Source organism: Shewanella sp. ENK2, assembly GCF_043568515.1.
GTDB lineage: Bacteria > Pseudomonadota > Gammaproteobacteria > Enterobacterales > Shewanellaceae > Shewanella > Shewanella japonica.
The window spans coordinates 1,813,666-1,836,072 of the sequence record NZ_CP171406.1 but is presented as its reverse complement, the minus strand read 5'-3'; the positions used below and the strand labels follow the sequence as shown (position 1 = coordinate 1,836,072).

The window sequence follows — 22,407 nt, the reverse complement described above, 5'->3', positions numbered from 1 at the left end:
ACTTAGTGAAGAATATAAAGCGCTTAATAAAGTAGAAAACTCAAACAGCTTTCCGAATTTAGTTAATTGCGATAAGCGATTAACACCCGAATTTGCTTGGTGACAATAGCATTGTGGTCCCACCTGATCCCATCCCGAACTCAGTAGTGAAACGCAATCGCGCCGATGATAGTGTGGGGTCTCCCCATGTGAAAGTAGGTCATCGCCAAGCGCCTAATTTACTCGAAAGAGTAGCTTTATCACGATAAAGCGAGTCTACTAACTTTGACAAGTTAGCGACTTAAAAAGCATTTAGCATTACGCGTAAGCATCTTGCTAAAGGAGCGGTAGTTCAGTTGGTTAGAATACCGGCCTGTCACGCCGGGGGTCGCGGGTTCGAGTCCCGTCCGCTCCGCCAACATAAAGACGAAAGCCTCTACAGCAATGTAGAGGCTTTTTTCGTTTTGAGTCGAAATTTACGTGCTGCGTTAAACTTAAATTCTATTACGCTTTAATTGAATGCTGTCATCGTTTGTTCTTGTTAGCTTAATAACGGGCTATTGTGTCGTGCCACTTTTTCGCATATAGCTTAACTAACAGAAACATCATTGATAGTTAACGCCATATAGCGCCATCACAATGCATTGAATATCAGGTTATAATTTCTACGTAACTCTCATTTTTTACTTAAAGATGTATTTTGAGTGCGTTTTATAGAAAAGATGATTCTATATTAGCCATTAGTAAGATATATTGCTGCTTTAACACTTAGGTACTTTTATGGACTGCCGTCTTGGTTGTGGTGCTTGCTGCATCGCACCTTCTATTACAAGCCCAATTCCAGGAATGCCAGATGGTAAACCTGCTGGAGAACGTTGTATTCAGTTAAATGATGACAACCTTTGTAAACTGTTCGGCGACCCCTCTAGACCTAAAGTATGCTCGGATTTTACTGCCACAATCGATGTGTGTAGTACGTCAAATGAACAAGCGCTTTGGTTGATTACTGATCTTGAATCATCCACTTGTTGATTATGTATTTAAATGTTGGAACTAACTCATGCAACTAACTCGCTATACTGATTATGGCATTCGTATTCTAATGTACCTTGCTGCACAGCCAAAAAGAGAGACATTATTTCGTATTGCGGAAGTGACTACGGTGTTTGAGTTATCTTCAAACCATGTTGCGAAGATTATTCATCATTTAGGTAAGCTTGGCTACATCCAAACCATACGTGGTAAGAGTGGCGGATTTAAATTGGCAGTGGCGCCAGCTGACATTAATTTAGCTAAATTGGTCGGTGAATTAGAGCCGTCATTAGCGCCAGTTAATTGCACTGAGCCTTATTGCCGATTCACGCCGGCATGTAGCTTAAAAGGTATATTGGCTAAAGCGGTAGCGGCTTATATGGCGGTGCTTGCTGAATCAACGTTGGCTGACATTGTCGCAAATGCAGATGAATTACTTGAGACGTTACCTGATCTCTCTATCTCAGTACTTGAGTTGAGCTAGCCCCCTCGCTTTTTGCCATTGTGACAGGCAGTAATGTCGATGTATGAACTAGGTTAATGCCTTTTGCTTCTAATCGATGTAAGTTTTGATTTAAAAAGCGTACTGTTTCAGGATAAGGGTGCGCTATAACAACTAGACTTCCTTGCTGTTTTGCTTTCTCAATGATTTGTGAAAATTGCTTTTCAAGTGCAACTTCACTGACATCGTTATCTAAGAATATCTCTCTACGTAGCAGTGGAACACCGTGTTTCTCAGCCTTACTACTGGCTTTGCTGTAACGTGTAGTCACACTATCGACAAAATAAAGCTGTTTCTGTTTTAGGCTTTCCATTAACCAGTTCATCGGGTTGTCTAACTGAGTTAGCAAGCTGCCCATATGGTTATTTGCACCTTTGGCATATGGGATATTGGCAAGCGATGCCGTTAACTCTTGTTTGAGTTGTTGTTCGCTCATTTGATTAGTAAGTCCACCATTACCCAGTTTTTTACCGTTCAAGGCCTGCATAGGAATATGCAGCATGATTTCTTTTCCTTGATGATGTCCTTGCTCGGCAAGTTTTTGACCTAATGGTGTATGAGGTAATACTGACAGTGTCACGCTATTTGGTAGTGACAACACGGCCTCATCTGATTGACGATAACCGATATCGTCAATGATGATTGCTATGTTGACTGCTTGAACTGGACCAATAAAAAGTAACGTTAATAAAAAAATAAGTAGCGCACTGAGTCTGCTTTTTAGTTATGTGTTGTTATCCATGCAATAGCTGAAGAAATCTGGCCATCCTGTGGCTCATCATATTGCGCAGTTGATTGCTCAATTATATCCAGATATTCAGAATTTAGAATAGCTTCGTTAGAAATTTTGATGTCAGGTTCAATTCCTTTGCTGTGGATATCATTACCATCTGGCGTACTATATTTGGCGATGGTGAGTTTAATAGCATTCCCCATTTCTAACATAGGGATCAGGCTTTGTACTGTGCCTTTACCAAAACTTGTTTCGCCGACTAAAGTTGCGCGGTTATTTTCTTGTAGTGCCGCAGCAAGCACTTCTGATGCAGATGCTGAACCCTTATTAATTAATACCACCATAGGAACGTGCTTAAAAATGGCTGGCTGGGATGCGTAATACACTTCGTTGGCATCAAAAAATCTTCCTTCGGTAGAAACAATGAGCCCATTTTGTAAAAACAAGTCAGCGATACTGATGGCCTGTCCTAATAATCCACCAGGATTATTACGCACATCCAGAATAAGCCCTGTTAACTCAATGTCCTTCCAAAGTTTAGATTGTCTAATGATGGCGCTTGTTGCATCTTCTTGAAATGAGTTCAATTGGATATAACCAATATTACCTTTGAGTATTTTGGCATTGATAGATTCTATATGAATAAGTTCAGGGTTAAGTGACAACTCGAACGGCGCATTTTCTTCACGCTCGATGGTTAAATTAATGGTCTGTTTGGCGTTGCTGTTTTGTTTAATATCCATTAGCACATCAGTTAAATTCGCACTGTCTATGACAGTATCGTTTAGCTGCAGTACTTTATCACCAGGCTGCAAGTTGGCTCTAGCTGCAGGAGAGTTAGGGTAAGGAGTAATAATCGTGATTTGGTCATCATCGGTGGCCACTTCGAAACCGTATCCAAAGTATTGGCCACTATTATTGTCATTGATGCTTTGGTAATCGTTAGCGTCTAAAAAGCCTGAATATGGGTCGAGATTTGTAAAAATGCCATCAATGGCAAACTCGATCAGTTGTTCGCGATTGACGTCATTAAAGTAATAAGTGTGGATGGTATCTATCACATCAAGTAGCAGGCTGTAGCTGTACTCAGAATCTGATTTATAATGTTGCTCAGAGCTAGACAAGCTCATCGAAAGCGCAACCGAAATACCCAAGAAAAAACATAAGAAATAGCGTGCAAATTGCATCATAACAGCCCCTTAATACCGTCAAGGTACATACAGGGCGTCGGTTAGTTCAGCGAGTTAGGCTTCCTAGCCAGTTGTTTATCGACAATATTTCGCTGGGTTAACGGCTTGCCCTTTGTGTCGTATTTCAAAGTATAGGCCAGATTCTGTCTGTCCGCCTGAACTCCCGACAAGAGCAATAGATTCTCCTTTCTGTACAGTTTCTCCAGGCTGAATTAATAGTGCTTGAGCGTGACCGTACAGGCTCATGTAGCCTTCACCATGATCGACAACCATGACCATGCCAAAACCACGTAGCCAATCAGCATAAATGACGGTACCTGGCGCAACAGCGGTAATACTGCGTCCTTCTGGTGCAGCGATAACGACGCCTTTCCAGCGTATTTGCCCTGAGCGGCGACTGCCAAATTTAGATGCTAAATGCCCTTTAGTAGGCCAGTTTAATTTGCCTCGTCGTTTAGCAAGCCCGTCCATTTCAGGATTGTCTTTAGCTGCAAGTAACGCTTGCTCGATAAGCCGCTTTAAGCTGGCTTCTTCGATTTGCATTTGCTCAAGTTCAGCCCCTTTACTCGTTAAGGTTCGCTGAATTTGTGCCAACGTTTGTTTACGTTGGCTTTGCTCTTTACTCAGTTGTTCAGCTTGTTGCTTTTGCTCAATAATAAGTGAATTAAGCTTTTGTTGTTCTGTGACTTGCTGCTGCTTGACTGTGTCTAATTGCTCTATGGTCGCCTTTAAATCTGTAATGGCTTTAATTCGAGCATTATTAAGGTACTGATAGTAAGCCAGCATACGTTCAACAGTCGCAGGGTTTTGTTGGTTTAACATCATTTTTGAGTAGTCATGATTACCAGCTAAATAGGCACTAGATAATTGCTTTGATAAGGTTTTTTGTTGCGTAGCTCGTCGCTTGTCTAATTGAATCGTTTCAGTCTCTAACTCACTAAGTTTACTGTTAACTTGAGTTAGTGAAGATTGGGTTTGATTGACTTTTTGAGCTGCATTTGAAATAGCTTGCTCATCACGCTTAAGCAGCGAGATGAGCTTTTCTCGTTGACGACTGGTGTCTTTCAAAGAGTTTTGTTGTTGATTGATCTGCGCTTGAATGGCTTTAAGCTCTGACTGACGCTTATTCAGATCGGCACTTTGAACTGATGATGAAATTATCAGAAAGCCAGCAAATATGCTGGCTTTGAACAGTTGTCGTCTATTCACGAGTGGCTATTTACTCTTTGAGATTAATAATTGAGCGGCCTGTCATTTCTGATGGCACGTCTTGTTCCATCAAGGTTAACATAGTTGGCGCGATATCGCTCAATCGGCCACCATCTTCAATTGTCGCGTCACGACCGACGTAGATAAATGGCACTAACTCACTTGTGTGAGCAGTATGTGCTTGGCCTGTGGTTTCATCAGTCATTTGCTCAGCATTACCATGATCGGCTGTAATTAAGCATTCGCCGCCAACTTTTTGTAATGCATCAACAACTCGGCCAATACAAGTATCAACCGCTTCACATGCTTTTACTGCAGCATTGAAGTTGCCAGTATGACCAACCATATCGCCATTAGGGTAGTTACATATGATGACATCAAACTCGTTAGACTCAATTGCAGCAACCAATTTATCGGTTAGTTCAGTTGAGTTCATCTCTGGTTGAAGATCGTAAGTTGCTACGTCAGGAGACTTAATTAACTCGCGGCTTTCACCTTCAAATGGCTGCTCTTTGCCGCCATTAAAGAAAAATGTTACGTGAGCATATTTTTCGGTTTCAGATATACGTAACTGAGTCTTGCCTAGGTTTTGTAATGTTTCACCTAAGGTATTTACTAAGTCAGTAGATGGGAAAGCGACGGGAGCTTTAATGTCGTTGGCATAGTTCGTCAACATGACAAAGTTCACACTAGGCGTGACCTGGCGCTTAAAACCGTCAAAATCGGCATTAACAAAACTGCGAGTGATTTGGCGAGCTCGGTCAGCACGGAAATTCATAAATATCAGTGCGTCATTGTCTTCTAATGACACAGTATCACCGATGGTCGTAGCAGCTACAAACTCATCGTTTTCATCACGCTCATATGCCGCCTCTAATGCATCGACAGCACTTGAGAAGTTAAATTCAGCTTGGCCTTGGGTGATAAGGTTATAAGCCTTCTCAACACGATCCCAGCGGTTATCACGGTCCATTGCATAATAGCGACCAAGTAGTGAGGCTATTTTACCGTGACCTAGAGATTTAAACAGTTCGTCAAAGTGCTCTAGTGAGCCTTTAGCGCTGCGTGGAGGCGTATCACGGCCATCTAAAAATGCATGCAAGTACACTTTTGTGGCACCACGCTCTACAGCCATACGACACATAGCTTCAATATGCTCTTCATGGCTATGTACACCACCTGGCGACATTAACCCCATGATATGCACAGCGCCATCTTTACTGATGGCTTTATCAATGGATTCGCACAGTGCAGTGTTTTGTGCAAACTCATTGTCAGCAATAGACTTACTGATACGAGTCAGCTCTTGATAGACAATGCGGCCAGAACCAATATTGATATGGCCGACTTCTGAATTACCCATTTGACCGTCAGGTAGGCCAACATCCATACCTGAACCAGAAATCAGGCTATGGGGGTAAGTAGCATTAAGTTTATCTAGAACTGGGGTGTTGGCATGATAAATCGCATTATTATGCGTATTTTCACGGTAGCCCCAGCCATCTAAGATAAGTAATGCCAGTGGACGCTTTTGAGTCGCCATGGAAGTACCTCTATTTTTAAAGTTAAAGTGTAAAGTTTATGAGAAAGTAAAATTTAATTGATATGGATATTACTACTTATGCTGGCGCTGAAAAAGATATTTACCTTATATAGCCTGTTCTTCATGCCGATTTATATAGCAATATCGGAGCTGGTATACCGGTTAGCCAAGATGAATTTTTTGCAATGAAAGCGAAATCATCATGATTTTGGCGCTGGCTTGTTAATTTTATGCAACCTTTAATGTGTAAAGTGTCACTAATAAGCCCCCATCGGTGATGATTAAGCGTGAACTTGCTGCATTATAAAGACGCAGTCGGTATACTCTGTGGCTTATTAATTTTAGCCAATCTAAAAGTAGGCAGAGAAGATGCAAGAATATATTGAATTTTTTCAGGCGAACCCAGTTTTAAGTATCGCTTGGGTTGGTTTGTTCATCGCTGTAGTTGTGACGACAATTAAGACAGCAACATCTAAAGTTATCAACGTCAACACACAAGAATTGACCATGCTGATGAACAAGCAAGGCGGTAAAGTGATTGATGTTCGTTCGCAAGAAGAGTTCCGTAAAGGGCATATCGTAGATGCGTTAAACGTGCCTTTGTCTGAAATTAAAAATAATAAAGCCACTGCCCTTGAAAAGTATAAAAGCAGTCCCATTATTACAGTATGTAATGCTGGAATGACATCTGCGCAAGCAGCTCAACTTCTTGTTACACAAGGCTTTGAAAATGTCAGCAACTTAAAAGGCGGTATGGGCGACTGGACTGCTGCAAACTTACCAACAGTAAAAGGTAAGAAGTAAATATATCCAGCGACTTGCTAATGAATGTTAGCGGGTCCAACAAGATCCTACTTGTATAAAGGGCTTTAAGGCGTTTTGTTAACTAGTTAGATCAACTTTAATCGGGATGGACTAATATCTAGGCTTTGGCTAGGTTTTAGGAATAAAAGCCCAAATTTAAAATTAGCCTCACAGAAGAGCTAAAACACATTTGAAGGTAGGAAATCATGGCTGAAGTAGCAAACAACGAAGAACAAGCACCACAATTCAACATTCAACGCGTATTCACTAAAGATGTTTCATTTGAAACGCCAAACAGCCCAGCTGTTTTCCAAAAAGAATGGAACCCAGAAGTTAAGCTAGATCTTGATACTCGTAGCAACAAACTTTCTGACGACGTGTATGAAGTTGTTCTTTCGTTAACCGTCACTGCACAAAATGGCGACGAAACCGCTTTCTTATGTGAAGTACAACAAGCTGGTATTTTCTCTATCACTGGTTTAACTGAGCAGCAATTGGCTCACTCTTTAGGTGCATACTGCCCTAACGTTTTATTCCCATACGCACGTGAAACAGTAGGTAACTTAGTTTCTCGTGGTACGTTCCCACAGCTTAACCTTGCTCCAGTGAACTTTGACGCGTTATTCGCTCAATACGTTCAACAGCGCCAGCAAGAAGCTGCTGCAGCACCAGCTGCTGAAGAAAACGCTTAATATTTATGAGTAACGCTACCGAAATTACGGTATTAGGGGCGGGGTCTTATGGCACCGCCCTTGCTATTTCTCTCGCCAGCAGTGGTCATAAGACCTTGCTATGGGGTCATGAGCCTGAGCACATGGAAGCCCTTGCTAAAGACAGAGCCAACAGTGCATTTTTACCAGGGATCGCTTTCCCTGATACGCTTGAGCTAGAGTCTGACTTAGGTAAAGCATTAGCAGCGAGTAAAAATGTGTTGGTTGTAGTACCAAGCCATGTATTTGGTTTAGTTCTCAGTCAAGCTAAACCATTGCTTCGAGATGATGCTCGCATTGTCTGGGCAACTAAAGGTTTAGAGCCAGAAACAGGTCGATTATTGCAAGATGTTGCTCGAGAACAATTAGGGGATGATATTCCTCTCGCTGTGTTATCTGGGCCAACATTCGCAAAAGAGCTTGCTGCTGGAATGCCTACAGCAATCTCAGTTGCAGGTACCTGTGCCGATTTTACCAGTGATTTAGTAGAGTTATTGCATAGTCCTAAACGCTTACGTGTTTATGCAAATGATGACTTTACCGGTTTACAATTAGGTGGCGCGGTCAAAAACGTTATCGCAATTGGTGCTGGCATGTCTGATGGTATTGGCTTTGGTGCCAATGCGCGTACAGCATTAATCACTCGTGGTTTGGTTGAATTGACTCGTCTTGGTGTGGCACTGGGTGCCGACAGTAACACCTTTATGGGAATGGCAGGTTTAGGTGACCTAGTGTTGACCTGTACCGATAACCAATCACGTAACCGCCGTTTTGGTTTAGCATTAGGTAAAGGCAGTGATGTCGATACTGCGCAAACAGAAATTGGTCAAGTGGTTGAAGGTTATCGTAATACCAAAGAAGTTTACACATTAGCGAAACGACTTGGTGTTGAAATGCCGATAACTGAGCAAATTTACCAAGTGCTTTATCAAGGTAAAACACCAGTTGAAGCGGCTAAAGAGCTACTAGGGCGAGACCAAAAGTCTGAGACCATCTCTGAGTAGCGTGAGTGTGAATACGACTGAAAGGGTGCTAATATAGCGCCCTTTTTTGTGTCTGATGATAAAGTAGTCTGTTATGAATAGCGCTTTATTTTCGGCAGATAGTTAACCCGGCTTGTTGGCCAATGCCTTATTAGCACCACCCAAAGTGAGAGAGTAAACAAGTGATACATCATGACGTAATTATTATTGGTGCAGGAGCTGCGGGCTTAATGTGTGCGGCAACTGCAGGCTATCGAGGTCGTGACGTACTGGTATTGGATAATGCCAAACAAGCGGGTAAAAAAATTCTGATTAGTGGTGGTGGGCGTTGTAACTTTACCAATCAAAAAGTTGAACCGCACAATTTTATCTGTGGTAACAGCCACTTTGTAAAGTCTGCACTGGCAAGGTATCGTTCTTCAGATTTTATCGAACTTGTGGAACGTCATGGTATTGATTATCACGAGCGAGATCATGGTCAACTGTTTTGTAATGACTCAGCGAAAGACATCGTCAATATGCTCATGACGGAATGTGAATGGGCTGGCGCCAAAGTGCAATTACGTACAGAAATGACCAAAGTGAGCAAGAATGCTCAAGGCCAATTTGAAGTGCTGACGTCAAATGGTGACTTTAGCTGTGACTCACTGGTTATCGCAACAGGTGGGTTATCTATGCCGAAACTTGGTGCGTCGCCATATGGCTATAAGCTTGCTGAACAATTTGGATTATCGGTGCTGCCAACGCAAGCGGGTTTAGTACCTTTTACATGGCATAGTGATCAAAAGGCACGTTTTGAGCCGCTATCAGGTATTGCAGTACCGTCAACGATTACAGCAGAAGACGGCACGCAGTTTAGTGAAGCGTTGTTGTTTACCCACCGTGGTTTATCAGGGCCAGCTATTTTACAAATTTCAAATTATTGGCAAGCGGGTCAAGCTATTAGTATTGATTTATTGCCTAATGAAAGCGCGGCTGAAAAGCTTGAAATTGCTTTAGCTAATAGCCCTAAGCAAAGCTTACGCAATACTATTAGCCAATGGTTACCAAAGCGTTTGGTTGAGGCGTTATTTGATGCTGCACAACTTGATAAAGCCCTAAATCAATTAGGTCATGGCGAGCGAGATCAAATAGCTAAAGACTTAAATGAGTTGTCAATTGTGATGAATGGCACAGAAGGTTATCGCACTGCAGAAGTGACGTTAGGTGGCGTTGATACGAATGAATTGTCATCGAAAACCATGGAAGCGAAATCGGTTGCTGGTTTGTATTTTATCGGTGAAGTCATGGATGTCAGTGGCTGGCTCGGAGGGTTCAACTTTCAATGGGCTTGGTCATCTGGTGTTGCAGCTGGAATGGCTGTTTAGTCTTTATTGGAATCCACAAAATGAAGCGCATCGTTAGTTACAGCTTTTCAAGCTCAACTCCTGCGTTATCTTTGTATTGAGGTTATGGACATACGCCCATAACCTCATAGCCTCTATTAATTGGTCGAAGGCTGTGGAACAAGATTCAGTTTCATTATCCATAAATAAATTGAAGGTATGATTGTTAAGGTGACGATGAGTGAAATAATGCATCCCCACCCAACGATCAATGCCATTGGTGACATGTAATTATCATAACCGCCGAAGCCATATGCTAGAGGTATCAGGCCTGCAACGGTGGTCATTGTCGTTAAACTGATGGCTCTTATGCGGCTTTGGGTTCCTTTTATGACAAACTCCACATCACTCAGCTTGCCTTTGTCCTTCAGGGTGTTTTTTAGATGCCAAATGAGCACTAAGCTGTTATTCACCATAATACCAAGAAGCGCAATCATGCCGATGATCGAAAAAAACTCAGTACTTGATTGTGCAGCAACAGAATAAACAGAGCACCACCAATACCAAAAGGGATCACAGTAAGCACAATTAGCGACTCTATAATATTGTCGAATAGCAACAAAAGGATAATCGCTATACCAACTAAAGCGATGATGATGGCAATACTGAATCCTGTTTGTGCTTCTTGAGTTTCTAGAATTTGCCCCATTGGGACAATGCGTGCACCATCGAAGTCTTTGGTGGAAAACTCGGTTTGCACTTGTTCATATACAGCAATCGGGTCTGTGATTGTTGCATCAACACTTGAGGATACCCTGACAACACGCTCACCATTAAAATGGGTGATTTTGGCAACGGTGTTATTAAACTTCCAGCGAACAAGTTCTTTTAAAGGAACCAATCGGCCATTACTGGCCCGAAGCGTTATCTCGTCGAGTTCTTGCAAGGATTTATCATTATCTTCAAGAGTAACTCGAAAATACACTTCTTCTTTGCCGTTAAAAATGCGGGTGACACGCTGCCCTTCAATCGCATACTTAATGATTTCACCCACTTGAGTTGCTGTGATTCCATAATAGTTTAGCCAGCGGTGCTGTAAAACGGCTTCGACTTGTGGAGTGGGTTCATTGATATCTCGTTTAACACGAGCCGTCCCTTCAATAGCGCTCAGAAATTCAGTGACATTATTGGCTAATTGTTCTCGCCCATTGTCACTTCCCCCGACAATCCTTAAATCAATTGGCCTACCTACAGGTGGACCACCGCCATCAATATCGAATTCAACCTGATTCAAGTTCTCTATATCAAGCAGCTGTTCTTCCCATGCGGCCACAATGTCTTCTGCAATACGAGTTCTTTTATTAGAGGGGTGAGAGATATTACCCACGTACTTGTTGGCGAGCTGACTTCACCGTACCAATAACTCACTTCAGGGGTTGACTCGAATATGGCTTCTAGCTGTTGTGTTTGTTGCCATACTTCATCGAGTGATAATTTGGGGTTTGCTTCAGCGCTTACCTCAATGAGGTAAGCGCCAACGGTAGGAAAAAATAAGTAACTGATATTTTTAACCGACAGAGTTGTCATTGCTGTGATGGCAATTAACGAAATAGGTAAAATCAATTTGTAGTGTGTAATTGTGTCGCGAATCAAGGTGTTCATTGTTTTAAAGTTACCCGCTGGCTTTTGGGGTAACCTTGCATCGTTTTTTAACACGCCTTTCAAATGAGCAGGAATAAACAATAAAGCATCAATAAACGAAAAAATCAGTGCGATGACAACGGTGAGAGGAATGACATACATCAGTTTACCGCTGTTACCAGGGAAAAAAGTAACGGAATAAAGGCAATCATGGTTGATAAAATACTGGTGAGAACAGCAGGAAAAACACTTTTAACCCCCTCAACGACAGCGGTGTTGATGTCATGACCTTGTTCGACTAATGATACGATTTTATCGCTCACCACTACCGCATCATCAACAATGATCCCGATAATTAGAATTAATGCTGAAAGGGTGAACACATCCAAAATTTGCCCCAAAGAGGCTAAAACGGTCAGAGCGCCGAAAATGCAAACAGGGATAGAGATGGCAACCCACAATGCAATGCGTTTATTTAAGAATATCGCTAATACAGCTAAAACTAATGCCAAGCCAATTAATCCATTACTTTGTACGATATTGGCTTTTTCTTGTATATCAGCGGAAAGGTCAGAGCCAATGGCCAAGGTATACTCTTTTCCTAGGGTGTGTTGCTCTTGGGCGAGTAGTGCTTTGACTCGTTTAGAGGTTGCGACAACATCTGCGGTTTCGTTGGTGCGTAAATCAAAAAGAATACTTTGATTGCCGTTATTTGTGCCGTAGGCAGAGCCTTTTTCATAACTATCAATAATTTCACTAGCAAGATCTTTAAGCTGCAAATTAGGGTTAAAAGAAACGAACGTCTCTTGTAGTGCCTGTAGATTGTTTAATTCTGCTGTAGTGACCAGTTCAGGATTATTGCTTAACTCTTCTAACCGACCACCACTGATTAATGCATTGCGCTGTGAAATGATGCTAGCGACGTCATCAATTGTTAGTCCGTAACGCTTTAATGAGATGGGTTCTAGTTGAATGATAAATTCGGGATTACGTAAGTCGATAGGGTGGACTTCGCCTATACCTTCAAGCCTTCTTAATGCTAACTCGAGCTTTTTAGCTTTCTCACGTAGCACGGAATAGGGCACATTACCTGCAATACCGATGACCATAAAATCAAGGCTATATGATTTTTTGATGGTTAAAGTCGGTGCCTCAGTGATGCCTGCTGGCAAGTCAGAGACTCTTGAAATTGCATCACGTATATCTTGGTATACGACATCTGGCTTGGAGACATCACTTCTGAGTTCAAAGCTAATATTAGAGATGCCACTTTCTGATTTAGAGGTGAATACCTTTAAGCCAGAAATGGATAGCAATTCTTTTTCTAATTTACTGGTAATGTTGCTTTCAATGTCTGATGCGGTGGCACCTGGATAAGTCGTGATGATATTTCCTTTACCCATATCAAAACGTGGTTTCTCAGCTAAAGGAAGGTGGTATGCCGTCCATGCTCCTATGCTAATGATTAATACTGTGAGTATTTTTGCGGCAAATTTACGTGTTAACAGTAACGAGAGTAATACATTCATTGAGGCTCTCCCCCATTAAAATGCACGTACACCTCCATACCTGAATGAAGCTGATTGTTGGTATTGTCTAAAGAGACTTCAACCATAAATCCAGGGTCATTCTCTTGCATCACTGGCGAAAATAATGACACTTGTCCAGTAATTTTCTGCGCTATTGATGGAATGGTGACTTTAACTTTGTCCCCTTTTTTAAATTGGTCAAAATCACTTTCTAGTAGATAAAAGCGTACTTTAAGTGTTCCTAAATCAGCAATAGCGTAGAGTGAATCGCCAATAGAAATAAACTGACCAACTTCAATTGAGCGCAATGTCACAACCCCGTCAAATGGTGCACGGGGAGTCGCCTTAGCTAAAGTACGTTTTGCTATTTCATGTTCCGTTTTACTGATGTTATGTTCAGCGCGGCTAATATTGGCAAGGCGAAGTTGGTTTTCAAAAGTACCTTCCGAAATACCTTTACTTGATAACAAGGATTGGTAACGTTTAAGTTGCTTTTCTTGGGTCTCAAGCTCTGCATATTTAACATCGATATTATATTTTGCTAAATCTAGGTTTAGGGAGTAATCAGCTTTAGAGATAGAGAGCAAAGACGAATTAAATGAGACTGAATCACCACTATCAACTTGAAATGAATCAACTACGCCACTGACCTCACTGCGAATGATGACACTCTTTTCTGGAATCAGTTTGCCAACAAGATAGTTATTGGCTAAAGAATGTGAAGAAAACAGGTATAGCAGTAAAAATACTATCGTTTGATTCATCATTATTTCCTTGGTTTTTAATATCGACATTTGATGGACTCAAGTGCGTTAATACAGCTAAGTGTCATGAATAAAATTGAATCGTTAAGTGATTAGTCAAGCTTTGCTAATCGCTCAATATGGATTGGTTTTAATATTAATGATTAAAAAATAACATGGGTGATGTGGAAGAAAAGTGATTGAAATTGATCGTGATTACTCAATCGAACCTGTGTCAATGACTGGTATGAAGAGTGTTTAGTCGTAGCTATCATCTCGAAAATTGGTTTTAATGAATAGTCGGTTAACTCGCTATTAATCTTTATGGTCTATGAGCTGGTTAGCTGATATGTACGCTTTATGCATTGGAATTGACAAAGATACTGGCTGTCGTCTGAATTAAGTTACTGCAGCCACAAAAGGATTTGGAGCGTGGTCATGGAATTAGAAATATATGTAGTAGATGCTTTCACTGACAAACAATTTAAAGGTAATTCAGCCGCGGTCGTCCCTTTAACCGATTGGCTTGATGATGGGTTAATGCAACATATTGCTGCAGAAAATAACTTATCAGAAACGGCTTTTATTAAATTCTTTTCTCACAATCGCTATGAGATCCGCTGGTTTTCTCCATTAACAGAAATAGACTTCTGCGGTCATGCTACTTTGGCTGCCTCCTTTGTTTTATTTGACCATTTAGGCTGTGAAGGCGAGCTACAGTTTATGACGACCCACGCTGGCAGTTTATCCGTGACGCAATTGGCTGATGGTCGAATTCAAATGAGCTTTCCTAACAGGGCGCCCGCACCGCTTAATAAAGTCCCTGAAGCATTAATTGCTGGTTTGTCTATTACGCCACGAGCTGTGTTAAAAAGCGGACAGGCTTATTTTGCGATCATGTCATCAGTTGATGAGGTAGAGCGGCTGCAATATCAATCTGACATTCTAAAAACGCTTGCGCCCTTAGATGTTGTGGTAACAGCACAAGTCGATGTTGCTGAGTCCGAGTATGACTTTGTTTCTCGTTACTTTTGGCCTGCAAACGGCGGTGATGAAGATCCTGTCACAGGGTCTATTCACGCTGGTTTAGTTCCATATTGGGGCGCTATTTTAGAGAAGCAAACCTTAGTTGCAAGACAAGCCTCTGCACGAGGAGGAGTGCTTTATTGTCAGCTTGAAGGTCAGCGAGTATTGGTATCAGGTTACGGGGTGTTATACCTGTTAGGTACCATTTATGTTTAGTATGAGCTTGGCGATGAATTGAAATTGAGTGTCGCCGTAATTATATGAGGCCAATGCTGGTGGCAGTAAGGTGTGGGCTCTACATCAGTTGATTGAATTGATATTAAAAAGGCCATCAAAAGATGGCCTTTTTTGATTATATAGCATTATTGCATCAAGCCGATAAAGTAAGGAATGATTAACGCATTAGCGAGATCGATAAAGAATGCACAAACCAGTGGCACAATAATAAAGGCTTGAGCTGAATAACCGTAACGCATAGATACGGCAGACATGTTTGCCATCGCGGTAGGAGTAGAACCTAACGAAATACCGCCAAAGCCAGAACAAATAACGGCAGCGTCGTAGTTTTTACCCATTGCAGGAAATACGACAAATAGATTCACTAAAATAGCGACAATAAACTGCATACCTAGAATGGCGAAGATAGGGCCTGCTAAATCAACAAGCGTCCACAATTGCATACTCATTAATGACATAGCTAAGAAGGTACCTAGTGCCATATCTGCGATTAAATCGACAGCCGCAGTACGTGTAGGCCAAGCTGTACCTGTCAGTCTTGGGTAACTTTTTGGGGTTAAGTTGGTGACCACAATACCTGCAAATAAGCAGGTAACAAATAAAGGTAAATCTAAGCCAAAATTACTGACAACTTCGTTAAGAATAAAGCCGAGGATGACACAAATATGAATAGCAAGCAGGGCGTCTAAAAAATCAAAAGATGTCATTTTGACTGGTGTTTCGGTTTCTTTACCTTGCGTGTTTGATGCATCTAAATCAACCGAAGGTTTTAATTGGTGCTTATTAATTAGGTATTTAGCAATCGGACCACCCATTAAACTGGCTAATATCAGGCCGAATGTTGCACTAGCGATACCGATTTCCATTGCGCTGGTTAGGCCGAACTGTTCTTGAATTTTGGGCGCCCAGGCGATAGCTGTGCCGTGACCACCAATTAACGAGACACTGCCTCCTAATAAGCCGACAACTGGTTCTTGGTTAAACAATGTGGCAACGCCAATACCTGTTAAGTTTTGCAAAATCATGTAGCCAATGGTCACTACCAGTAAAATGGCTAAGGGTTTTCCACCTTTCTTTAAATCCCCTAAGCTTGCATTAATCCCAATCGTGGTAAAAAAGTACACCAAGAGAATATCTCGAGCCATTAAATCAAAAGTCACCTCAACACTGGCGATGGCGTAAATGAGGGTAAACATTATCGAGAAAACAATACCGCCAGAAACAGGCTCCGGAATACTAAACTCTTTTAAAAAACCTACGACCTGATTTAAGCGTCTGCCAACAAACAGCACGATAATACCGATAGTGACGGTAAAAAATGAATTCAGCTGTAAAATGCCGTCAGAAAAGTCCATATAACTTCCTTGTGATTTATGTGTGGTGTGTCAGTGGCTAACGTATAACAGCACCAATACTCAATGTAATTCTGGCTCAGTTGCTCAATCCTGAATTACAGCCAGTAAGGTGAAACAATATTTTTACATACCTTGGTAATCAATTGATACCACGATTGATTATTAATCAATAAAAAAGCTTCACCCTTACAAGGTTTCAATAAAATGAAGCTTTGTAAGGGTGAAGCTCAAAAGGGTGACACCTCAAAGGTTTGTATATCAATGACAACCAATGAGGCTGTTGTTTACGTTAGCAAATGCTTACTGAGAGCTAAGACTTCAACAGCTGTTTTACCTAAGGTATAACGACCTGCAATCGCATATTGATGGTTATAGCGGTTGAGCCATTTTTGCAGTTGGGTATTGAGCTCTTCGATATCGGTAATGCGATGATTTTTTAAAAAAGGCGCATAAAATTCATCGTAAGCGAGCTGTTGAAAACGTGCCGCTAAACCATTAACTACAGGTCCGTTGTATGCACGCATTTGAATATGGTTTATCTCGGTTTGTTCAAGCAGCTGCTTAAACGGCGCCGCCGACTGTTTGCCTGAAAACTCCGCCCCTCTATCGGTCAGTAGACTATTGATGGGGATCTTGTGTTCTTGATACCAAGGCATAACCGTGGTTGATAAAAATTCAGCCGCAGTCGCAGACTCTTTATTATCAGTCACAATTGCAATGGCATATTGGCTGTAGGCATCGATAAAGGTGTGCTGAAATAGCTGACCGATAGGCTCAACAACTCCGATACTAAACGTATCTTGTACACAGACATCGCCAGGATATTTACAGTCTAAAGCCGTTTCATTTTGTTCAAGCTTGTAGAGCTGCTCCATATCATGCTGGCTTTTGAAGCTAAGCTGGTTTTGTTGTCGTAGGTGGCTGTTTAAAGCAACTAAGCGATTTTTTTGGTTTCAAGATTATGCCTAACCCAAATAGTGCGAACGCCACTGGCTGAAATCGTACACCCTCGAGCAGTTAGCAGCTCAGCGGCTTTGGCTTGGCCGTAATTAGGGTAATCGAGTGCAATCTCAATCACTTGATCTTCAACTTCTTGAGAGACTCGATTTTTAAGGGCTGGTTTTTTACGAGAGAGGTTTTTTAACCCTCGCTCACCAGCCTCTTCATATTGTTTTTTAAAGCGGTAATAGCTATCACGGCTATAACCCATAATATCGCAGGCTTTACTGATACTGCCAAGTTCAGTTGCTAGCTGAAGCAGAGCAAGTTTACTGCGAATTTCATTTTTATTTGAATTCATATCTGCTTATTATCATTAAGTATTTACCATCTAAAAACATCTTACCAAAAAACGCCGTTAGGGGTATAACCTAACCACCTAAACCAGGTTTCACCCATTAGAATGCTGGTGGCCCAGCCTATCATTAACATCGTAAAGCCAAACTTAAAGCTATCGCTCAGACTGTACTGATCTGTTGAGTAAAGCAACAAGGCTGGTTTACTGTTAAAGGGAAGCACATATACATGCTCAATCAATAACGCGACAGGCAATGCCAAGCTCATGATTGGGAAATCAAATCGCTGTGCAATCCCAATTGCGATAGGCACAAACAGCATGGTTCGCATCGTTTTAGACTGAAATACTAGCGAGCTCAGTAACATGGCGCCAGTGAGGGCAATGTAAAACACACTGAATGGGGTTGATTCATCCATGCCAAAATATTCTAGGCTAAAATTTACTGCCAGATTAGGTAGGTCAGTTTGTTTAAAACCTGCGCCTAAGGTGTAAGCACCTGCTGAGAAAAGGAGTAAATGCCAAGGGACATCGACTTGGTTCCAGTTCACCACCCCAATACGTGGGCATAAGGCGACGATGGCACCAATAAATGCTATCGCTGTTGCGCTCACGCCATGATATTTATCCGTTGCCCAAAAAACCAAAATGGTGACGAAAATGACGATCGATTTTATCTCACGGAATGAGACTTTCCCCATTTTTTCTAGTTCTTCTTTTAAGCGCTCCATACCGCCTTCAATTTGCGGTAAGCGTTCTTCTGGTGCCAACGGAAAGAATATTTTAGTTGCTAGAAGCCAGCCAATAACAATCATACAAACCACAATGGGTAATGCGACAATCATCCAGTCAGCAAAGAAAAAACTTCCCCCTATCGCGCCAGCAATTAAACTTGCTGCTAATAAGTTTGCTCCTGAGCCAGTAACAAATGCACCTGCACATAAGTTGATTTGTAGTAAGTTTTGCAGCACTAAGTTACGGCCAAAATTATTCTTATTGTCACCGCCTCTGGCACCATACACCGCAGCGATTACCATAAAAATGGGCATCAAGATGGCGGCTTTTGCTGTGGTGGCTGAAATGAATGCAGATAGCACTAGGTTGATCACCATAAAACTATAAAAAATGGGTGTAGCGCTTGTGCCAAAGCGGCATATAAACCATAAGGCGAAACGCTTGGCTGCGCCTGAGGACACCAACATAGATGCCAAGATGAAAGAGAGAATGTTAAGCCACATAATAGGGTGGCCTAATTGAGCGTATGCTTGACGCTCGGGCAGAACGCCAGTTAACACTAAGGCGATTATGACCATTAGCGAAGTAAGGTAGTTAGGAATAGGCTCGGTAATCCATAGAATCACCGCCGCACAAAAGATAGCTAACATGGCTTGGCCGTGCCAACTAAACTCCGTTAAGCCCACTTCATGAAAGTGTTCTGCTGCCGAATGACTTAGCATAGCGGGATCAAATTGAGTTAAAAATGAGGCAGGAGCACCGGTTAATATCGCAACAAAAACCACCAAGGCAATCCATATACCGCTTCGTGCTAGCCACAACTCAAAGTTTGATTTTGATCTGACAGGCAACCTTTCCATTCGATATTGATTCATGTCTAGGGGGTCTATCCGTTCCGTAACTTCTTTGCTCATTTTCTTATGACCTTTAGCTGAAATCCTTATGGGCTAACCATACCTCTTAACGTGAGGATAAAACTGGATCAAGATCAATAAAATAATCAATTAGTTTTTAATTAATATTTTTATTTTTGTTTGTGTTAACTTTGTGTTTATCTTAATTTATTGATTTTAATGGCTTATATTTATTTGAATGTGGTTTGCCTATTTGTATGTGTAAGATTAGGTTGAGACTAAATTTAATAAAAGTTGATCTAGATCTGTTTTTTTGTCAATCACAGGAGTACTGTAAAAGGGTACTCAATAACAACGACTTGATATGAAAGGAAACAGTATGTCTGAATTAACAATTGGTGAAATTTCGAAACCACGCTTTGAGTTCCGTACGTTTGGGCAGGACTTTACTGAAGCAGCAGAGCGTATGGCGCGTTTATCTGTACCGGTTCCAGAAAAGGTATGGCGTCGTGAAAGTGATGAAATTTACATTATGTCTCGCACCAATGATTTGAATAACACCAAAATTCGCGATGGCAAAATGGATGTTAAAAGTTATGTGCAAACGGTAGATGGTCTAGAGCAGTGGGATCCTAAGTTAAAAGCAGAATTCCCGATTGCTAAATCTCAGCTTGTAGAAGAGATTTTTCCTGCATTTATGGTAGAACAACCTGCATTAGCGAAAGAAACCTATAGCTTTGAAGAGTTTATCGATATCATCGATGCCCACCCAGATCTTCAAGCAGTAAAAATTCACAAAGAACGTTTTGGTTACATGGTCAATAACACCATTTGTGAGGTCGCCAATGTATTAGTGAACGGTGCGCGCTTAGTCAGTGTAAACAGTGAGTCTACCGAGCTTGATGATATCCAAACAACAGTAAAAGATTTGCGTTTAGAAGGGGTTGAAAACATTAACTACCTTCAAGCTATTAAGCGTGTTATCGGCATGAAAAACTTGCCATTAGCGAATTAATTCACTTGGCCGACTTAATAGGCAAAAGTGGTAACAGCGACAAATTCATTTTTAGGGAATAGCTATCATGGCACAAGAAATTGAACGTAAATATTTAGTCTCAAGTGACGAATTTAAAGCTCAAGCAGCTAAGTCTGTGCGCATTATTCAAGGTTATTTAAGTAGTGTGCCGCAACGTACTGTTCGAGTTCGGGTAAAAGGCGATAAAGGGTTTTTAACCATTAAGGGAATTGGTAATGAGTCAGGTGCGTCGCGTTATGAATGGGAAAAAGAAATCACTGTTGAAGAGGCGCAAGAACTACTGAAAATCTGTGAACCAGGCGTCATCGACAAAACTCGTTATCTTGTCGATTTCGAAGGACACATCTTCGAGGTTGATGAGTTCTACGGCAGCAACCAAGGGCTGACTGTCGCAGAGGTTGAATTGACAGATGAAGCGCAAACCGTTCATAAACCAAGTTGGTTAGCAGAAGAAGTCACTGGTGATGCGCGTTACTATAACTCAATGCTAATGAAGCAACCTTTCACTCAATGGTAGGGTGAATGTCATGTTGTCGCTATCGATAGCCGATGAGTACCACTTAACGATTCAACTGGAAATTCCACCTGAGTTAAGTCGAGTGCAATTGCAGGTGTATTTCTTCTATCCTGCTAAGTTGGCTGACAATAGCGACGTCATGAATAAAAGTAGTTTTTATCATAATCTCCTACAGCAACAGCAGCTTATTAAAGTTGACCCCATCAGCTGTAATACTATTGATCGTGATTTATTGATCATTAAGCAAACTGCTTATGCTACAGCTAAGGCCAACCAACGTCGTTATGTGTTGGCCTTATCTGAATTTGTTTGCGGGTTACTCGATTTACAACCTAAAGACTTTTTACCTTCCCATCAAATGACAGAGCAAGATCTTACCATTGGCAGTGCTCGGCGATTACGGTTTATGGGGGACAGAATAGAGCAGTTCTCGCAGGTTCATGACAATGAAGCGGGTGTTACCCAAAGTAAATTATTTAAATTGGCATTGCATGTCATTAGCTACCACTATCACCAGTGTTTACTAGAAGCGAAACATAAGGCATCTAAAGAAGAAAAAGCTTGGCTTAATACTCACATTCATCGGTTAACCGAAGAGGCTGAACTGCGTAATCTGACGTTAATGCCTAAATCAGAAGCTGGCAGAGAAAAGTTACTTAACCGCTTACATATTGCAAAACGAGTCATTCATAGACCTTATCAATTATCTCGTAAGCGACTTAAAAACGGCGAAGTGGCAGAGCAACTTATTTTTGGTTTTGCTGCGGCATTAGCAATGGCGTTTGCCACGGGAGTGGCTTTTGCAACCCAAAGGGCTTTTGGCAATTTCTCGACTCCTTTTTTCTTTTCATTGGTGTTGTCATATATTTTTAAAGACCGCATCAAGGAATTGGGGCGTAACTATTTTATGGAGAAGTATTTTTCTAAATACTCTCAGCATCATTATCGTTTTCATCAAGCCGACTCTGGTCAACTTGTTTTTGATGCCAAAGAAACCTTGTATCGACAAAAGGCTGAGGCCTTACCTGCCAAAATTAATCAGCTTCGTAAACGTTTCTACCGTGCAGATAGCCATAGCTCCCAAGAAGCGTTGGTATATAAACGCTTATATCAATCACATTTAAAAAACGGTGAAGAACCTTTATTTAAGTTTAGAGACAAACTGACACTTAATTTAAGTAAGCGTTTACGTTTTTTACCAAGAACCATTCGTTGTCACTGGCAAGAAACAGATAACAACATAAAACAATACAATGTGCACAGTGTGTATCCCATAAACGTTATTGTAGAAATTAAAACCGATGCTGATAGCGTTTATCAACGCTATAAACTCACGACCAGCCGTAAAGGGATCCATAGATTAGAACAGGTTAAATAATTACTTTCTGATTTTATCGGCTGGTACGGCGCTCAAATCGCTTCTCATATAA

At 41.4% G+C, this 22,407-nt stretch carries 17 protein-coding genes, 1 tRNA gene, 1 rRNA gene and 3 pseudogenes; 12 read left to right on the top strand and 10 right to left on the bottom strand.

All coding sequences use genetic code 11. The features are described 5' to 3' along the window. The first annotated feature begins 95 nt into the window (after positions 1-95). From rrf to ACGEDC_RS08160, 4 genes are all read left to right on the top strand, one after another. Positions 96-211 (top strand): 5S ribosomal RNA (gene rrf / locus ACGEDC_RS08175). A 109-nt stretch (positions 212-320) separates the two neighbouring features. Further along, positions 321-397, top strand: a tRNA-Asp gene (locus tag ACGEDC_RS08170). Positions 398-759: 362 nt separating this feature from the next. After that, positions 760-1,011: a YkgJ family cysteine cluster protein gene (locus tag ACGEDC_RS08165; RefSeq protein ID WP_055024073.1), complete on the top strand. Its 252-nt coding sequence runs from the start codon at positions 760-762 to the stop codon at positions 1,009-1,011. Between the two features lie 28 nt (positions 1,012-1,039). After that, positions 1,040-1,495 (top strand): Rrf2 family transcriptional regulator, encoded by a 456-nt coding sequence (locus tag ACGEDC_RS08160; RefSeq protein ID WP_055024074.1) that lies wholly within the window; start codon positions 1,040-1,042, stop codon positions 1,493-1,495. Here ACGEDC_RS08160 and ACGEDC_RS08155 read toward each other — a convergent pair. The 4 genes from ACGEDC_RS08155 to gpmM form a co-directional block, all read right to left on the bottom strand. Then, on the bottom strand, positions 1,470-2,210 hold the full coding sequence (locus ACGEDC_RS08155; protein ID WP_394498289.1) for a divergent polysaccharide deacetylase family protein: 741 nt from the start codon (positions 2,208-2,210) through the stop codon (positions 1,470-1,472). The two genes, ACGEDC_RS08160 and ACGEDC_RS08155, sit on opposite strands and share 26 nt — an antisense overlap. A 23-nt stretch (positions 2,211-2,233) precedes the next feature. Further along, complete coding sequence (locus tag ACGEDC_RS08150; protein ID WP_394497575.1) at positions 2,234-3,436, bottom strand: S41 family peptidase; 1,203 nt, start codon at positions 3,434-3,436, stop codon at positions 2,234-2,236. 75 nt (positions 3,437-3,511) lie between these two features. Next, positions 3,512-4,645 carry a murein hydrolase activator EnvC family protein gene (locus ACGEDC_RS08145; protein ID WP_394497573.1) on the bottom strand — a complete coding sequence of 378 codons (1,134 nt, stop codon included), beginning with the start codon at positions 4,643-4,645 and terminating at the stop codon, positions 3,512-3,514. 10 nt (positions 4,646-4,655) lie between these two features. Next, on the bottom strand, positions 4,656-6,188 hold the full coding sequence (gene gpmM, locus ACGEDC_RS08140; RefSeq protein ID WP_394497571.1) for a 2,3-bisphosphoglycerate-independent phosphoglycerate mutase: 1,533 nt from the start codon (positions 6,186-6,188) through the stop codon (positions 4,656-4,658). A gap of 369 nt (positions 6,189-6,557) precedes the next feature. On the opposite strand from gpmM, the gene ACGEDC_RS08135 reads away from it, so the two are divergent. The 4 genes from ACGEDC_RS08135 to ACGEDC_RS08120 all read left to right on the top strand — a co-directional run bounded on the left by ACGEDC_RS08135 (position 6,558) and on the right by ACGEDC_RS08120 (position 10,052). Continuing rightward, positions 6,558-6,992, top strand: coding sequence for a rhodanese-like domain-containing protein (locus ACGEDC_RS08135; RefSeq protein WP_055024079.1), 435 nt, complete (start codon positions 6,558-6,560; stop codon positions 6,990-6,992). 206 nt (positions 6,993-7,198) lie between these two features. Continuing rightward, on the top strand, positions 7,199-7,684 hold the full coding sequence (secB, locus tag ACGEDC_RS08130; RefSeq protein WP_055024080.1) for a protein-export chaperone SecB: 486 nt from the start codon (positions 7,199-7,201) through the stop codon (positions 7,682-7,684). A gap of 5 nt (positions 7,685-7,689) precedes the next feature. Next, a complete protein-coding gene (gene gpsA, locus ACGEDC_RS08125) occupies positions 7,690-8,706 on the top strand; it encodes an NAD(P)H-dependent glycerol-3-phosphate dehydrogenase (protein WP_211031256.1) in 1,017 nt (338 codons plus the stop codon). 161 nt (positions 8,707-8,867) lie between these two features. Next, the gene (locus tag ACGEDC_RS08120) at positions 8,868-10,052 is read left to right on the top strand and encodes an NAD(P)/FAD-dependent oxidoreductase (protein WP_394497567.1); all 1,185 of its coding nucleotides are present in this window, start codon (positions 8,868-8,870) and stop codon (positions 10,050-10,052) included. 116 nt (positions 10,053-10,168) lie between these two features. Here ACGEDC_RS08120 and ACGEDC_RS08115 read toward each other — a convergent pair. The 3 genes and pseudogenes from ACGEDC_RS08115 to ACGEDC_RS08105 form a co-directional block, all read right to left on the bottom strand. Next, a pseudogene (locus tag ACGEDC_RS08115) lies at positions 10,169-11,343 on the bottom strand (efflux RND transporter permease subunit). Further along, a pseudogene (locus ACGEDC_RS08110) lies at positions 11,310-13,180 on the bottom strand (efflux RND transporter permease subunit). Before ACGEDC_RS08110 ends, ACGEDC_RS08115 begins: the two co-directional pseudogenes overlap by 34 nt. Continuing rightward, positions 13,177-13,947: an efflux RND transporter periplasmic adaptor subunit gene (locus tag ACGEDC_RS08105; protein ID WP_394497565.1), complete on the bottom strand. Its 771-nt coding sequence runs from the start codon at positions 13,945-13,947 to the stop codon at positions 13,177-13,179. Before ACGEDC_RS08105 ends, ACGEDC_RS08110 begins: the two are co-directional and overlap by 4 nt. A gap of 414 nt (positions 13,948-14,361) precedes the next feature. On the opposite strand from ACGEDC_RS08105, the gene ACGEDC_RS08100 reads away from it, so the two are divergent. Further along, the gene (locus tag ACGEDC_RS08100; protein WP_080917264.1) at positions 14,362-15,165 is read left to right on the top strand and encodes a PhzF family phenazine biosynthesis protein; all 804 of its coding nucleotides are present in this window, start codon (positions 14,362-14,364) and stop codon (positions 15,163-15,165) included. Between the two features lie 146 nt (positions 15,166-15,311). Here ACGEDC_RS08100 and gltS read toward each other — a convergent pair whose 3' ends face one another. From gltS to ACGEDC_RS08080, 3 genes and pseudogenes are all read right to left on the bottom strand, one after another. Continuing rightward, the gene (gltS, locus tag ACGEDC_RS08095; protein WP_055024104.1) at positions 15,312-16,541 is read right to left on the bottom strand and encodes a sodium/glutamate symporter; all 1,230 of its coding nucleotides are present in this window, start codon (positions 16,539-16,541) and stop codon (positions 15,312-15,314) included. Positions 16,542-16,825: 284 nt separating this feature from the next. Further along, a pseudogene (locus ACGEDC_RS21310) lies at positions 16,826-17,841 on the bottom strand (helix-turn-helix domain-containing protein). A 41-nt stretch (positions 17,842-17,882) separates the two neighbouring features. Beyond that, on the bottom strand, positions 17,883-19,484 hold the full coding sequence (locus ACGEDC_RS08080; RefSeq protein ID WP_055024106.1) for an SLC13 family permease: 1,602 nt from the start codon (positions 19,482-19,484) through the stop codon (positions 17,883-17,885). 319 nt (positions 19,485-19,803) lie between these two features. Between ACGEDC_RS08080 and ACGEDC_RS08075 the strand changes: the two genes are divergently transcribed. From ACGEDC_RS08075 to ACGEDC_RS08065, 3 genes are all read left to right on the top strand, one after another. After that, entirely contained in the window at positions 19,804-20,439 is a 636-nt protein-coding gene (locus ACGEDC_RS08075; RefSeq protein WP_065110473.1) for a hypothetical protein, read from the top strand. 67 nt (positions 20,440-20,506) lie between these two features. Then, positions 20,507-20,977: a CYTH domain-containing protein gene (locus tag ACGEDC_RS08070; RefSeq protein WP_055024108.1), complete on the top strand. Its 471-nt coding sequence runs from the start codon at positions 20,507-20,509 to the stop codon at positions 20,975-20,977. Between the two features lie 10 nt (positions 20,978-20,987). Continuing rightward, the gene (locus ACGEDC_RS08065; RefSeq protein WP_394497557.1) at positions 20,988-22,355 is read left to right on the top strand and encodes a hypothetical protein; all 1,368 of its coding nucleotides are present in this window, start codon (positions 20,988-20,990) and stop codon (positions 22,353-22,355) included. Positions 22,356-22,407 lie beyond the last annotated feature (52 nt).